General features: G+C 42.8%; 13 protein-coding genes. 10 read left to right on the forward strand and 3 right to left on the reverse strand.

Features of this window, described 5'->3' with window-relative positions; genetic code table 11:
• The first annotated feature begins 25 nt into the window (after window positions 1-25).
• A complete protein-coding gene (gene hpf, locus Q8M62_RS12655) occupies window positions 26-331 on the forward strand; it encodes a ribosome hibernation-promoting factor, HPF/YfiA family (protein WP_092730951.1) in 306 nt (101 codons plus the stop codon).
• A gap of 19 nt (window positions 332-350) precedes the next feature.
• Here the strand turns inward: hpf and Q8M62_RS12660 are convergent, their stop codons facing one another.
• Entirely contained in the window at window positions 351-2,054 is a 1,704-nt protein-coding gene (locus Q8M62_RS12660; protein WP_304901140.1) for a glycosyltransferase family 39 protein, read from the reverse strand.
• A gap of 119 nt (window positions 2,055-2,173) precedes the next feature.
• On the opposite strand from Q8M62_RS12660, the gene Q8M62_RS12665 reads away from it, so the two are divergent.
• From Q8M62_RS12665 to Q8M62_RS12705, 9 genes are all read left to right on the forward strand, one after another.
• Window positions 2,174-3,148 carry a glycosyltransferase family 2 protein gene (locus Q8M62_RS12665; RefSeq protein WP_304901141.1) on the forward strand — a complete coding sequence of 325 codons (975 nt, stop codon included), beginning with the start codon at window positions 2,174-2,176 and terminating at the stop codon, window positions 3,146-3,148.
• Between the two features lie 150 nt (window positions 3,149-3,298).
• A complete protein-coding gene (locus Q8M62_RS12670; RefSeq protein WP_304901142.1) occupies window positions 3,299-4,171 on the forward strand; it encodes a lysylphosphatidylglycerol synthase transmembrane domain-containing protein in 873 nt (290 codons plus the stop codon).
• A 71-nt stretch (window positions 4,172-4,242) separates the two neighbouring features.
• Window positions 4,243-5,427, forward strand: coding sequence for an ATP-binding protein (locus Q8M62_RS12675; protein WP_304901143.1), 1,185 nt, complete (start codon window positions 4,243-4,245; stop codon window positions 5,425-5,427).
• Window positions 5,428-5,465: 38 nt separating this feature from the next.
• Complete coding sequence (gene pyrF, locus Q8M62_RS12680; protein ID WP_304901144.1) at window positions 5,466-6,281, forward strand: orotidine-5'-phosphate decarboxylase; 816 nt, start codon at window positions 5,466-5,468, stop codon at window positions 6,279-6,281.
• 112 nt (window positions 6,282-6,393) lie between these two features.
• On the forward strand, window positions 6,394-7,689 hold the full coding sequence (locus tag Q8M62_RS12685; RefSeq protein WP_304901145.1) for a DUF2851 family protein: 1,296 nt from the start codon (window positions 6,394-6,396) through the stop codon (window positions 7,687-7,689).
• A gap of 57 nt (window positions 7,690-7,746) precedes the next feature.
• Window positions 7,747-8,382: an acetyltransferase gene (locus Q8M62_RS12690; RefSeq protein WP_304901146.1), complete on the forward strand. Its 636-nt coding sequence runs from the start codon at window positions 7,747-7,749 to the stop codon at window positions 8,380-8,382.
• Between the two features lie 189 nt (window positions 8,383-8,571).
• Complete coding sequence (locus tag Q8M62_RS12695) at window positions 8,572-9,582, forward strand: rhodanese-related sulfurtransferase (protein WP_304901147.1); 1,011 nt, start codon at window positions 8,572-8,574, stop codon at window positions 9,580-9,582.
• Window positions 9,554-10,417 carry a nucleoside phosphorylase gene (locus Q8M62_RS12700; protein WP_304901148.1) on the forward strand — a complete coding sequence of 288 codons (864 nt, stop codon included), beginning with the start codon at window positions 9,554-9,556 and terminating at the stop codon, window positions 10,415-10,417. Before Q8M62_RS12695 ends, Q8M62_RS12700 begins: the two co-directional genes overlap by 29 nt.
• 64 nt (window positions 10,418-10,481) lie before the next feature.
• Entirely contained in the window at window positions 10,482-11,129 is a 648-nt protein-coding gene (locus Q8M62_RS12705; protein WP_304901149.1) for a DNA alkylation repair protein, read from the forward strand.
• 195 nt (window positions 11,130-11,324) lie between these two features.
• Here Q8M62_RS12705 and Q8M62_RS12710 read toward each other — a convergent pair whose 3' ends face one another.
• Both Q8M62_RS12710 and Q8M62_RS12715 read right to left on the reverse strand, forming a co-directional pair.
• Window positions 11,325-13,241 carry an ABC-F family ATP-binding cassette domain-containing protein gene (locus Q8M62_RS12710; RefSeq protein ID WP_305668164.1) on the reverse strand — a complete coding sequence of 639 codons (1,917 nt, stop codon included), beginning with the start codon at window positions 13,239-13,241 and terminating at the stop codon, window positions 11,325-11,327.
• Between the two features lie 143 nt (window positions 13,242-13,384).
• A complete protein-coding gene (locus Q8M62_RS12715; RefSeq protein WP_304902234.1) occupies window positions 13,385-14,518 on the reverse strand; it encodes a DUF4221 family protein in 1,134 nt (377 codons plus the stop codon).
• Window positions 14,519-15,092: the final 574 nt, after the last annotated feature.

The following is a 15,092-nucleotide window of genomic DNA, read 5'->3' on the forward strand; positions in this document are numbered from 1 at the left end:
TTCAACCACTTAAATGCAAATCACTATGAAACTGCAGATGCACTCCATCCACTTTGATGCGGATCGCAAATTGATCGACTTTATTCAGCGAAAGGCGGACAAACTGGACACCTTCTATGATCGAATCATCGATGGGGAGGTTTTTATGAGGATCGATAAAAATGAGAAAAATGAAAATAAAATAGTCGAGATAAAGCTAAATGTGCCCGGGAAACAGTTTTTTGCAAAGCATCAGGATGAATCTTTCGAAGCTGCAGCAGATGAAGCAGTCGAGGGCTTGCGCAGACAAATCAAAAAGTATAAAGAGAAGGTAGTGCTGGTAAAACAATAATCCATTCCATACTCAAAATTCAAACCCTCAGGAAACTGGGGGTTTTATTTTTGCCTTTCAAAAAATCGTTTTTTCGACTCAAAAAGAAATACTTTCTTCCTGTAGATTCTAGCAACAAATCAAATTCAGGTTTTCCGTACAATTTCAAAAGATCAGGAATTTGCTTTGAGTCCCAACTGACCGAAGCTTGATTTACTTCAAATCCAGAAGTGTCTAGCGAATCCAGCATCCGATCTTCGATTATTAAGTTTTCAAATTGAGCTACTTCATTCTTCCAGCCCGACCTTGACAAGTCCACAAGGTGATAGGATGTGCCCAGACTCATTCGGATTTTGCTACCGGCATGCAGGTTGCCAACGAAACCAATGGGTAATTCTGGGTTGATTTGTGCTTTTTCTACATATGACCAGACCTGATTTCCCTGATGGGGGAGCGAAATATGATACGTGATAGTAGAGAGCATAAAGAATATCAGTAAAAAAGAATAAGCGATCAGTTTGGGAAGTTTTTTTGGAGAACCTACCCAAGTAATGGCAGCATAGCTCAAAAACAATGCACCGATCAACCATTGAAGCCGAAGCCAAACCGTCCCTTTTTCCCCTGAATTGATAGAAATGCTAAAGCCAGCGAGAATGACTATCACAAAGAGAAGCACGCCCAAAGAAATTTTTATTGATTTCTGCCGATTAAAGGCACCTCCACGCACCAACACCCAACCCAGCCAAACCGCCAAAACCGGTGCCACAGGGAGCAAGTAGCGCTCATAAAACTTACTGGTCATCGCGCCCATTGCTAAGATGGCCAAACCCCAAAGTATTGCGAAACCAAAAAATGCTGCGTTTTCTTTCCAGCATTTGACAATGAGATTCTTCGATGCAGGAATTGCCAAAAGCACCCAAGGAATAAACATGGCGATCAATAGAACAAAGGCAAGAAGTCCATTTTGAAAAATTAAGAGAATCCTGGATGCCACCCGAATCCCAACTTGATCCTCCAGAAAGCTATCCAAATACGTAGGCCCATGAATCTTCCACATGGCTACAAACCAAAACAGCGCAATAAAAAGACTTACTGCCAAGGCTGGAATATTCAACAATGTTTTCCATGAAATCCTTTTCCAAGGATTAAATAAAAGAAAGAGCAAACCCAAAACGCCCAATGCCGCAGCAGGAAGCCCTTTAACCTCAAAGGCTAAAGCCAATCCCAAATACATAAGCCAGCTGTATTTTTTTGAAGCTTGATCTCCGTTCCGAAGCAAACCGGCAAAACCAATTGCGCTGATGGTCATGGTCAAAACCAGCAATACATCGGGAATGGATCGACCTGAAGAAAGGATCAAAACAGGATTGGCTGCCATAATCAAAGCAGATACACTAGCTATCTTTTCATTTCTAAAAAGAACTTTACCAAGCCAAAAAGTCAATCCAACGGTAAAGGCACCTGAAAGCAAAAAGAAAATTCTCGACCCAAATTCGTTGACGCCGAAAAGCTTGAATCCTGCCACAACTGCCCAATAGGTCAAAATAGGCTTCTTAAAACGAAGTTCCCCACTTCCCAAATAAGTCGTGAAGTAATCTCCGTTTTGGAGCATTTTGACCGCTGCGTCCCGATAGTAGATTTCATCGGGATAGTGCATGTGAAAATTCAACGCAAAAGGCCCTACCAATACCATGAAGGCGGCCATGAGGATCCAGGGATTGATTCGCAATTCTTGGGAAAGCATGCCGCAAAGATAGTTTTATTGAACTTTAGTAGGCCGAATTTCCTTTTGTTCGCTTAACCTATTCCGCTGATTTTTGCGGCAGGAAGGTTTATTCGGTATTTTTGACCAAATTTTATCCCATGAACAAGCCACTTTTGTCCGTTGTCATCACCGTTTACAACGAGGAGGAAAATATCAAACCACTTTTGGAAGCCACCTATGCTGCACTTTCCGAGATAGATTATGAGGTGATCTTGATTGAGGATGGCTCTACGGATCGGACTGTGGCAGAAGTCAAAAAATATGCAAATGAGCGTACCAAGCTGATTATTTTCAATCGAAACTTCGGTCAAACGACTGCCTTGGCTGCGGGGATTGACATGGCCACCGGGGAATACATCGCCACGATGGACGGCGACCTACAAAATGACCCGACCGATCTCCCATTTATGCTCAATAAAGCTATTGACGAAGAATGGGACGTGGTTGCAGGTCGCCGAGCCAAGCGAAAGGATGGTTTCGTACTTCGAAAAATCCCCAGCAAAATCGCCAATTGGGTCATCCGAAATACCACTAAAGTCTATCTCAATGACTATGGTTGCACACTGCGGGTGTACAAAGCCGAGATTGCTCAAAATATGGGGCTTTACGGTGAATTGCATCGCTTTATCCCCGTCTTGGCAAAGCAGCAGGGAGCCAAAATGACCGAAGTCGATGTGAAACATCATCCACGGATTCATGGAACTTCGAAATATGGATTAAGCAGGACCTTCAAGGTTATGGCCGATCTGATCCTGATGCTTTTCTTCCAAAAGTACTTTCAGCGTCCGATCCATCTATTTGGGGGATTGGGTTTGATGGCGCTTGTTTTGGGTTTTTTGATCAATTTCTATCTTCTGGTTATCAAAATCATGGGAGAAGATATATGGGGCCGCCCGATTATGATTGTGGGCTTCATCTTGCTTCTTGGAGGAATTCAGTTAATCACGACCGGGATTATCGCTGAGATCATTGTTCGAACCTACTTTGAGTCACAGGACAAGAAGACGTACTCGGTGAAGTCCGTTTATCAAGGCAAGATAGAGGAAGTAAAAAGTGTAAAATCAGAAGTCTAAATTGTTCGTCACTGCGAGGCACGAAGCAGTCTTTTCCTTATTTGAAAAGTAGGCAGTAGGTTCCATTGAAAATTGAACATTGAGTTTGAAAATTGAGCATTCTTTACCCATTATCCCATTAACCATTAACTCTTAACCATTTTCACCTCCTTGACCCGATTCAAAAACCAACTCAAAACCGCCCTGAAGCTTTTACTGACTGGATTGGCTTTGTATCTGGTTTTTCGGAAAATCGATACCGGGCAGCTTTGGCAGATCACCAAGACGATCCAGTGGTTTTGGTTGATTCCGGCAGTTTTACTTTTTGTAGCGAGCAAAGTTTTCACAGCCTTTCGACTCAATCTCTATTTCAAAAATATCGGAATTATGCTTTCCGAAAGTCAAAACTGGCGACTTTACCTCATCGGTATGTTTTATAATCTTTTCCTTCCCGGAGGAATTGGTGGCGATGGGTACAAAGTCTACCTCCTCAATAAACACTTCAAAACTCCTGTCAAAAAGCTGGTTCAGTCTGCGCTTTTGGATCGGTTGGGTGGTTTGGTGGCGATTGTATTTCTACTTTTTGGATTGTTTTTGATAGTCGATATTCAGCTGGATTTCTTGGAAAGTCAGTTCTGGAATGGATTGATGATTGCAGGGTTGATTTTGACAATTCCGACTTTTTGGCTGTTGCAAAAGTTTTTCTTTCATGATTTCCTTCCCTCATTCTGGTCTGCAAATGGGTGGTCATTTGCCGGGCAAATTGCTCAGCTAGTCTGTGCTTGGTTTATTTTAAAGTCCCTTGGCATCACAGAAAACATCCTCGCCTACCAGCTCGTGTTTTTGCTTTCCTCAATCGTGGCGGTGCTTCCGCTGACGATTGGTGGAGTTGGAGCGCGGGAACTGGTTTTCATCTATGCGCACGAGTATGCAGGGATTGAAGAGACTGCAGCGGTAGCTTTTAGCCTGATGTTTTTCTTGATTTCGGCGGCTGTTTCTTTAGTAGGAGCATTCATCAAAGTCGATATGGCTAAAAAATCATAATAAGCTGTAATTCAATACATTTTTAAAAAATCATCATTGCAAATTTAAAATATAATTTTAAATTTGCAATGATGATTCAGCGATTACTTTTCCATAAACTCGAAGAACTAATGCCGGATTTCCCGGCTATTGCCATCCTGGGTTCCAGGCAGGTGGGAAAGACTACGCTCGCGCAAAGCTTGGCAGAGCACTTCGATCAGGAGTCGATTTATCTCGATTTGGAAAGTCCATCAGACCGGGCAAAGCTGGCCGAACCGGAGCAATACTTTGACCTGCATGAAGGAAAACTCATCATCTTGGATGAAATCCAGCGTATGCCCGATCTCTTTCCGCTATTGCGGGGAGTGATCGATCGCCGGAGGAAAAAGGGTTTTCGTGCCTGTCAGTTTCTGATTTTGGGTTCTGCTTCCTTGGAGCTGATCCGTCAGTCATCTGAATCTCTGGCAGGGCGGATTGCTTACGAAGAACTTCCCGGATTTACCATTTTAGAAGTTGGGGATGAAGGGAAGAACCTAGAAAAATTATGGCTTCGGGGTGGATTCCCGGATTCCTTTCTTGCGAGTTCAGATAAGGCCAGCACGACATGGCGGCAAAACTTCATCACGACTTACTTGGAGCGAGACATTCCTCAGATCGCTCAGTTTGTGCCGACGAATCGGTTGCGCAGGCTTTGGACCATGCTTGCGCATGAGCAAGGGCAGATGATCAACTTGTCCAAGTTTGGAGCAAGTCTAGACTTGAGTTCGCCCACTGTCAAATCCTACGTGGAGCTATTGGAAGACTTGTTGCTGATCCGTTCCATCCGACCATGGATGAGCAATGTAGGCAAGCGCCTGGTGAAAAGTCCAAAAGTCTATATCCGTGACTCCGGAATCGTGCATACACTTTTGCAAATCGGTTCTCTAGATAATCTTCTTGCCCATCCTGTAGCTGGTTTTAGTTGGGAAGGTTTGGTGATTGAGCATATCCTGTCTGTTTTGCCAAAAAATGCAGACTACGGTTTTTACCGGACTTCTGCTGGAGCAGAGTTGGATTTGGTTGTCCAGATGGGTTCCCAACTTTGGGCGATTGAGATCAAACGGACGCTCAGTCCCAAGCTTTCTAAGGGGTTTACCATCGCTGCAGAAGATGTGGAAGCTACCCATCGATTCTTGGTTTATGCTGGAAAAGAAGAATTTCCGCTGTCGGAAAATGCAAGTGCGATTGGGTTGATTGGAATTTTACAGAAGATAAGATCAATAGGGGGAAATGGTTAAATGCCATTTCCCTACCTTTGCCCAAATTCAAAAAACACATGACCCGCTCCGAGCTTTTCTCCCAAATCCAGAAAAAATCTTCCTTTTTATGCGTAGGTCTTGACCCGGATTTGGAGAAAATTCCTACTCACTTACTTTCTGAACCTGATCCTATTTTTTCCTTCTGCAAGCAAATCATCGAAGAGACAGCAGACTTTGCAGTGGCCTATAAACCGAATATCGCCTTTTTCGAAGCCTTAGGAGCGAAAGGATGGGAGACACTTGCAAAAGTATCCGAACTTATTCCCAAGGATATTTTCACCATCGCCGACGCCAAGCGGGGAGATATTGGCAATACGTCCAGCCTTTATGCCAAAGCTTTCTTTGAGACGATGAATTTCGATTCGATCACTGTGGCACCCTACATGGGTAAGGATTCGGTGACTCCATTTTTGGAATTTGAAAACAAATGGGTGATTCTCTTGGCTTTGACTTCGAATGTGGGTTCAATGGATTTTCAGTTGATTGAGGACAAGGATGGCAAACCGCTTTATCAATCAGTGCTTGAAAAAAGTCAGGAATGGGGTAGTCCGGAAAACCTGATGTATGTAGTGGGTGCGACTCGGGGAGAACTGATCGGAGAGGTACGGAAAGCAGCTCTGGAACATTTTTTCTTAGTTCCGGGAGTAGGAGCCCAAGGAGGAAGCTTAGCTGATGTAGCGAAATATGGCATGAACTCGACCTGTGGAATTTTAGTGAATTCCAGCCGGGGAATTATTTATGCTTCGGGGGAAAAAGACTTCGCGAAAGCTGCTAGAAAGGAAGCGCATAAGCTTCAGGTAGAGATGAAAGGATTGTTGGAAAAGTATCTTTGATCTAGGCTTAACCCTCCAAGGGTTTCGAACCCATGGAGGGTTTGACTCTATCAAGCCTTGACTTCTAGTTCTGAATTCCCTAAATTCCATAAACTTTTAGTCTTTGGGAATTATGAACTTCAAAGAAGATTTTTTACAGGTTGTCTGGAAGTACCAATACTTCGACAAAAAAGACCTTCGGACTACCGATGGTCAACTCCTCCAAATCATGAAGGTAGGCTTTCACAATCAAAGCGAAGGACCTGACTTTCGGGATGCGACCATTGTTTTGGATGGGGTCACACTCCACGGTCACGTCGAAGTGCATCGGATGGCCTCGGAATGGAAGCAGCATGCACACGGAGGCGATCCGGCTTACAATTCGGTGATTCTTCATGTAATCTGGGAAAATGACCGCGAAGTCCTGCGAAATGATGGGACACCGCTTCCAACCATCGAACTGAAAGGTAAAATCTTCTTGGAGATCTGGAGAAATTATGAGCAACTACTCGATTTTAAATCCGACCTTCCCTGTGCACATGCTCTGGGCACAGTGCCTGAAATCATCCGATTTTCGGCTTTGGAAAAGGCCTTGGTGGAGCGGCTTTTGGAAAAATCCCAACTGATACTTGCTATCCTTGATCAAACGAAAGGAGATTGGGAGGAGACGGCATACCGATGGCTTTTCACCTGTTTTGGATTCAAGATCAACAGTCAGCCCATGGGGGAATTGGCGGCCTTGGTTCCGTATAAAGTGCTCCAAAAACACCGAACTCAGGTTTCAGCTTTGGAGGCGATGCTATTAGGTCAGGCTGGACTTCTGCCGGAAAAAAGCCATGAACCCTATGTTCAGCATTTGATTGGAGAGTATGATTTTTATCAGAAAAAATTCGGCTGGACAACTCCACTTCTGCGTCAACATTGGACTTTTATGGGTGCTCGACCGACTAATTTTCCGACACAACGAATTGCGCAATTGGCAGCAATTCTTTCCAAAGCACCAAACATTCTTCAGGCAGTGCTCGAGGATAATCGGGAGTTCGCAGCTTTCAAAAAACTCCTCCAAATCCCGCCTTCTGACTACTGGAAGTATCATTATTCTTTTGGTAAGCCAACCGAAAAAGTGGCTTCCAAAGGTGTGTCAGGCAGCTCTTTGGAGCTTTTGATCATCAATTTTGTGATTCCGTTATGGTTTGCATATGGACGCTACTTTGAGCAGCCCGAGTGGCAGGAGCGATGCTTTGACCTGATGCAGACGATCCCCGCCGAAAGTAATTTCATCATCCGAAAGTATGGGGACAAAGGCTGGAAAGCTGAAAATGCCTTCGATTCTCAGGGTATGATCGGGCTTTTCCGAACGTATTGCCAGCCCCAAAAATGCCTGAACTGCAAAATCGGGCAGAGCCTTCTCAAGGGCCAATCCAAATGAATCGTTGCGCAAGCGAGTCATTTCCCGTACTTTCGCAGTCCAAAACCATTAAAATTCATGGAAAAACCGGTGATCATCCTGGGAGCAAAAGGAATTGCTCATCCCGCACTTGAGATTTTCAACAGCAATCAAGTCATCGTCTATGGCTTTTTGGATGAGGATCAGAGTCTTTACGGTACGGAGATCAATAATATTCCAATTTTGGGGAATCCCGAGGACGAAGGTTTCTTAAAGTTGATCGGTAAGAAAACCGAAGCATTTGTCGCAGTGGATGACGTGAAATACCGCAAGTTTCTTGTGGAAATGCTGATCGAAAACCGAAAGGTCCAGCCTGTAAATGCAATCCATGAGCGTGCTTATGTCTCCACAGATGCTGCTTTGGGTCATGGTAATTTCATCAATGCAAATGTCACGATCGGCGCCGGAGCAAAAGTAGGAAGCCATTGCATTTTTCACACCGCTGCACTGATTGATCACAAGGCGGTAATTGGTGATTTTGTCCAGATCGGAGCGGGATCGATCGTAAATGCAGAGGTGACGATTGAAGAAGGGGCATTTATCGGTTCGGGAGTGACGATAGTGGCTGGAGTGACAATCGGCAAAGGTGCCCGAGTTGGTGCTGGATCTGTTGTGATTGGCTCAGTAGGAAAAAACGAAACGGTCTTCGGGAATCCGGCAGCGAAGATTAAGTAAATGGTGAAATGTAAAAAGTGAGTTGTAAGAAGTAAGAAGAAATAACGAACACCGAATGCTGAATATCGAATGATGAAGTAAAGCATCGTAAACCTGTGCTGAGCAGCTTGTCCGCCGCGGCGGATAGTCGAAGCATCAAAAATCGTAAATCAAAAATCCCCAACACCCTGCCGAAACAGGGCGCTAGTTATGGAAACAACAACAAACAAACGGTACAGCATCCTGCTGTACTATTGCTACGCAAAAATCGAAAACCCCGAAGAATATCGGGAAGAGCATCACCTGTTCTGCGTTGCCAACAACATCCGAGGTCGAATCATCATTTCTGATGAAGGACTTAATGGAACCGTCTCAGGACTGGTTGAAGATTGCGAAAAGTACATGGCCTATATTCAGGCTGATCCGCGATTTGCAAAAACAGAGTTCAAGATCGATTACCACGAGAAACATGCTTTCACCAAGATCCATGTGCGGTACAAGCCTGAAATCGTGCATTCTGCGCTTCGCCACCTGGATCCAAATGTGAAAACCGGGAAGCATCTTGCACCGGAGGAATTCAAGGCCTTGAAAGATCAGGAAGATGTGGTGATTTTGGATGTTCGCTCAAATTACGAGCATGAACTAGGTCGATTTAAAAATGCAATCACCCTCGATATCGACAACTTCCGTGATTTTCCTGAGAAAGTAAAAGAGCTCGAGCATCTGAAAAACAAGAAAGTATTGACTTATTGTACGGGTGGAATAAAGTGTGAAAAAGCATCTGCATTTCTTTTGGAACAAGGTTTTGAAGACGTGTATCAGCTTCACGGCGGCATTATCAAATACGGAATGGAGGCAGGAGGCGAAGATTTCGAGGGGAAATGCTACGTCTTTGACAACCGAATCGCGGTAGAGGTCAACAAAGTGAATCCTACCGTAATTTCAAAATGCCACGTCTGTGGGACGGCCTCTGACCGGATGGTCAACTGTGCCAATCCAACGTGCAATGAACACCTTGCGATCTGTGAAAAATGCGGTTGGGAAATGGATGGTGCATGTTCTGTGGAGTGCAAAGAAAACCCGGAAAAGCGTCCATATGACGGAACTGGATATTACCAGAAAAATACCAACGGATACAATCCATATAAAGGACTTCACCGTATCCCAAGCAAAGAACTAATCCAAAAACTCCATGGAGAATCGACGAATTCCTGCGTCTGAACTGATCATTAATTCGGACGGAAGCATTTATCATTTACATCTGAAGCCAGAACAACTGGCTTCACTTGTTTTTACAGTAGGGGATCCTGATCGGGTGGCCTTGGTTTCCAGATATTTTGATCGGGTTGACTTCAAAATCAATAAGCGGGAATTTGTCACGCATACTGGTTGGTTGAATGGAAATCGAGTGACAGTCATGAGTACCGGAATGGGTACAGACAATATCGAAATTCTGATGACTGAGCTCGATGCCTTGGTCAATGTGGACTTACAGACCCGAGAGATCAAGCCTGAAAAAAAGAGTTTGCAGATTGTACGTTTGGGGACCTCTGGCAGTATGCAGTCTGATATTCCTGTTGGATCGCTGTTGGCTTCGGAGATTGGTGTAGGCATGGATACCTTGATGGTTTACTATCCGGAGTTGGCTGGAAATCAAAGCTTGGCAAAGGCTATTCAGGTGGAGTTAGGCCTTTCATTTCTACCCTATCAAGCTCCTGCTTCGGTTAGTCTTATTGAAAAGCTTGACCAAAACTTTGTCAAAGGCGTGACCTTGACTTGTCCCGGTTTCTATGCTCCTCAGGGTCGGGAAGTCCGACTGAAGCCACGATTTGATCAAATGATCGAGCGCCTTTCTGCCCTAAGAATTGAAGATAAAACACTGACCAATTTCGAAATGGAGACGGCAGGTTATTATGCGATGGGTGAATTGCTCGGGCATCAAATGCTGAGTTTGAATGCCATTGTAGCAAATCGCCCGTTGAAACAATTTGATCCCGAAGCGGATAAAACAGTGGACCGATTGATTCAACTAGCTCTTGGCGCATTCACAAAATGAGTTTGCTGACAGAGCAAATTTTTGAATCGCTAAAGGATAAAACTATTCCTGAAAAGGCTGCATTTTGCCTAAATTCTTTAAAGCTTTTCAGGGTGGCTATGGGGAAGGAGATCAGTTTTTGGGAGTGATCGTGCCTGATCAGCGAAAAATTGCCAAAGCGTGCTACAAAGAAATTTCATTGGATGAAATTTCGGATTTGCTTAAAAATCCCTTTCATGAGGTTCGGTTGACTGCATTAATGATGCTGGTTTATCGCTTTGAAAAACTGAAATCTGAAGAAGAGCAAAAGAAAATCGTAGATTTTTACCTTGATCATCTCCAGTTTATAAATAATTGGGACTTGGTGGATAGCTCCTGTTTTCAGATTTTGGGAGCTTTTTATCATGAGAAAGACAAATCCCTTTTCTCTGAATTGGCAGCTTCTGGACACCTATGGAGGCAACGAATTGCAATGATCAGCAGCTATTTTTGGATCAAAAAAGGAAAGTTTGTAGATGCCTTGGCTTTGGCCGAAAAGCTCAAAAACCATCAACATGACCTGATTCACAAAGCAGTGGGTTGGATGCTGCGTGAAATTGGTAAAAGGGATTTTGACACTGAGTTTGACTTCCTGAAGAAACATTACCAATCCATGCCTAGGACGGCCTTACGTTATGCTATTGAGAAGTTTCCGGAGGAGTTACGGCAAGATTTTTTGAAGGGAGATATTTAGAAATACAATTGAAATAAACTCCGCTTCGCTCCGTGAAATAATGTTGAAATATAGGTTCTTGGGTTGCGGGTAATGTTTACTCAAAGATTTGGCTCACCAAAATGGACAAACCTCGAATCACCTGTGAAACACTAATTATTATTTCGCCTGACGAAGGAAGGCTTATTTCCACCGCATTTCCACTGTATTTCACTTTTATTCTATCCCATCCAATTCACTCAATTCCAGCCAAACCAACTCCAATTCCTCCATTTCGGAATCGATCGCCTGAAGCCTATTTGACCAAGCCATCAGCTGATCGACTTCGGGAGCACCGGCAGAAATCTGATCGGTTAGCTTAGCCTTCTCAGCTTCCAACTTTGCAATGGATTCTGTCACCTTTTTGAATTCCTGCTTTTGCTTAAAACTCGCTTTTATTTTCGGAGCAGATTCTTGTTTCTCGATTGTTGTCTCTTTTATCTCGCTTTTGGTTAGAGGAGTCTTGATACTTATGACTTGATTCTTGATACTATTTTCGTTCTCTTTCTCCCACTCCCTGAAATCCGTATAATTCCCCGGAAAATCTCGGATCACCCCTTCACCCTCAAATACAAACAAGTGCTCGACCAAGCGATCCATGAAATACCGGTCGTGAGAAACGATGATCAGACAGCCAGGAAAAGTGTCCAAGAATTCCTCCAAGATGTTCAAAGTCATCAGATCCAGATCATTCGTAGGTTCATCGAGAATCAGGAAGTTCGGATTCTTGATCAGTACCATCAGCAGTTGAAGCCTTCTGCGCTCCCCGCCGCTCATTTTGGCGATTGGCGTAAACTGTTGCTTGGGAGGAAATCCAAATTGCGTCAAAAACTGACTTACCGTGATCGTCTGACCTTTGTCCAAAGTCACAATTTCTGCCACTTCTTTGACCACATCGATCAGGCGTTTTTCCTCGTCAAATCGATCTTCTTCCTGACGGTAATAGCCATAAGCCGTCGTTTGACCCACAGAGATTTTACCTGAATCGGGTTGATTCAAGCCTGTGATCATTTGGAGAAACGTAGTCTTTCCCGCACCATTTGGTCCTACGATTCCGACCCGATCTTTCTTTTTGAAGACGTATGAAAAGTCCTTAACTAATGTTTTTTCTCCGTAAGCTTTAGAGATTTTGTCGATTTCCAGAATCTTATTTCCAAGTCTTTGAGTTGATACTGTAAGCTCAATATCTCGCTCTTCTCGCTTGGCGAAGGCTTTTTCTTTGGTTTCCTCAAATGCTTCCACACGGTATTTGGCCTTGGTGCCACGGGCTTTGGGTTGACGACGAATCCAGTCCAATTCCTTCTTGTAAAGGCTTTTGGCTTTTTCAAGTTCCACGTCTTCGTTTTGCATCCGCTCGGCCTTTTTGTCCAAAAAGTAGCCGTAGTTGCCTTGATATCGGTGAATTTTGCCTTGATCGAGTTCGAGGATTTCATTGGTCACTTTCTCCAAAAAGTAGCGGTCGTGCGTCACCATGAAAAGAGAAAGGTTGGCTTTTGCCAAATAATCCTCCAGCCACTCAATCGTCTCTAAATCCAGGTGGTTGGTAGGTTCGTCGAGGAGAAGCAAGTCAGGTTTCTCAAGGATCGCTTTCGCCAAAGCCACCCGCTTACGCTGTCCACCGGAGAGCGTGCCAACCGGCAAATCGGTATCATGCAATCCGAGTTTTCCCAAAACCTCCTTTACCTGATATTCAAAATCCCAAGCTTGGAAAGCATCCATTTTTTCAAAAAGATCAGACATCTTATCTGAGTTGTCAATTCCTCGCTCTGAGTCCAAAAGTGCCTTGTGATAATCCTCGATCACCTTCAGGATTTCGCTGTTGCTTTGGTCAAAGATAGTTTGGTAGATGCTTAGGGAACCTTCAAAGACTGGGTTTTGGTGGACGTAGGCGATTTTTACAGATTGATTTTTACCAACTTCACCGGTATCGGCGATTTCCTGACCCATGATGATCTTCATCAGAGTGGACTTTCCTGCGCCGTTGATGCCGACAAGTGCTATTTTTTGTCCTTGGGAAATTCCGAAGGATATATTTGAAAAAAGCTTCCGTTCCCCGAAAGCCTTACTGAGATTCTCAACTGAAAGGTAATTCATGGGGCAAAAGTAAGGGAAAGAAAGCAGGCAAAAATGTGTAATTCAATATTCTTGCCTTGTCCGGCTTAGATTACATATTTAAACGGCTCAAATCTTACTTTTTTTCTAGACGTGCTTTTGTTTTTTTTGTTTGAGCCTAGATATTAATCTAACTCTGCTAAATCTATTCTCTCAAATTGGAATAAATCTTCATGGGCATTGCGGTTTTCGGGATTATTGATGGAGATATACAAACCTTCTTTGGTTATGAAAGAATTGTTTGGGAAATAGATCCCACCTTCAAAATAGCTTTCGGTCAACATTTTTAATTCATTGTCAAATACCTGAATTACAAAAGGGCCTGGGTTTTCTCGAAGTAGGCTAAGGTCTTCTTCCGTCTTGATAGCCAAAGTTGGATAGGCAAATCGATAATATACTTCTCTGAAAGGATCATAAACTAACGATTCATATCGCGAGGAGGCTGTAAGATACTTTTGTGTGTCAAGGCGCTCTCCAGCTACCGGGAATAAAGGAAGAGACTCATCTAAAAATTGGCTTTGTCCATCAAAGATCTCTAAAGTCCCATCTTGGTTTTGCTTGAATACTCGGTGATCTCCAAAAAGTGAAAAGACGGTGAAATCGGGCTGAAATACCAAACTAGGCTCAAAATGCTTTAAACCTTTACTCAGATATCCTTCAGGGTAATTTAATTTACCAAGCTCAATGTTTCCATTAGTTAAATCTATGCTATATGCCATCTTAGAAATTTTCAATTTTTCCTCAGTCATTGCCTTATAGTTTCCTTGTATATGAGTTTTGACCAACAATTTATTATTCCTTATCAAAGGAGGACTTAAAAAATATGTGTTGTGGACAAATGCATTAGTATATATATATGGATTTTTATACTCAATTCGGTTGTTAATTTTGCCATTAAAATCTGTCAAAGTAATTAAATTAGAAATTTGAGGATATAAAAAAATACTGTCAAGGCTTTTGACTTGAATACCGAATAGGGCACCTACTCCCTGTGGTCCTTCGTAAGGAAAAAATATTTCTTTTTCAAGTTTCTGAGACTGTATTCCATAAAACTGAAGAGAGTTAACCTTCCAATTTACATTAATGAGATAATTTTCAAAGCTGACAAGTCCCGTGCTGATATTTGAGGTAGTGGAGTCAATAGGGAATGAAAGAATTGATTGACTGGGGATTAGCGTGAAGGAATTATTTTTTCTATCTGCAATGTTACAAGATACAGATAGGAGGAAGATCAAAACAAGGAAATTAAACGTTTTCATAATTAATATATTAGATAAAATTAAAGGCTCTACCAAGAATTAAAATGAAGAACATAATGCTTAGGTTTTAACACATGTGATTTATGCTTCATAAGACTTTGGAAATCAAAGAAAAATTTCTACTTAAAATGTGCATATTTTCAATTTTAGCAGCGCTTATTTATATGTTCCACTAAACTAATGGTAAAATTAAATGAAAAGGGGTAAGATTCTTTTACCCCTTTTTTAAATTAATCGCCAACCTCTGGTTCGCAAGAATCATCCGCCTCACAAGGCGGTGGCGGACAAGTTTGGTTAACACAATTTTCCCACCCTTGCGTCTCACATATCGCTGTCGGGTAGTAAGCCTCAAAGCAAGCTGCATTAGCGCTGGAGATGGATATAGCCCCAAACATCAGGCTAAATAAAAAAAAACCTAAAATTAACTTTTTCAGAGTTTTAAAATTTTGAAAATAATGGAATACCCCTTGGCCAAGAGCAATTAGTCACCCGACTAACTACTTCGAACATATTATTATTATTATTATTGACCAAATATTCAGGTAAAAAAAATCACGTAAATCCCTAAAAATAC

This window comes from Algoriphagus sp. (genome assembly GCF_030694375.1).
In the GTDB taxonomy this organism is placed as follows: domain Bacteria; phylum Bacteroidota; class Bacteroidia; order Cytophagales; family Cyclobacteriaceae; genus Algoriphagus.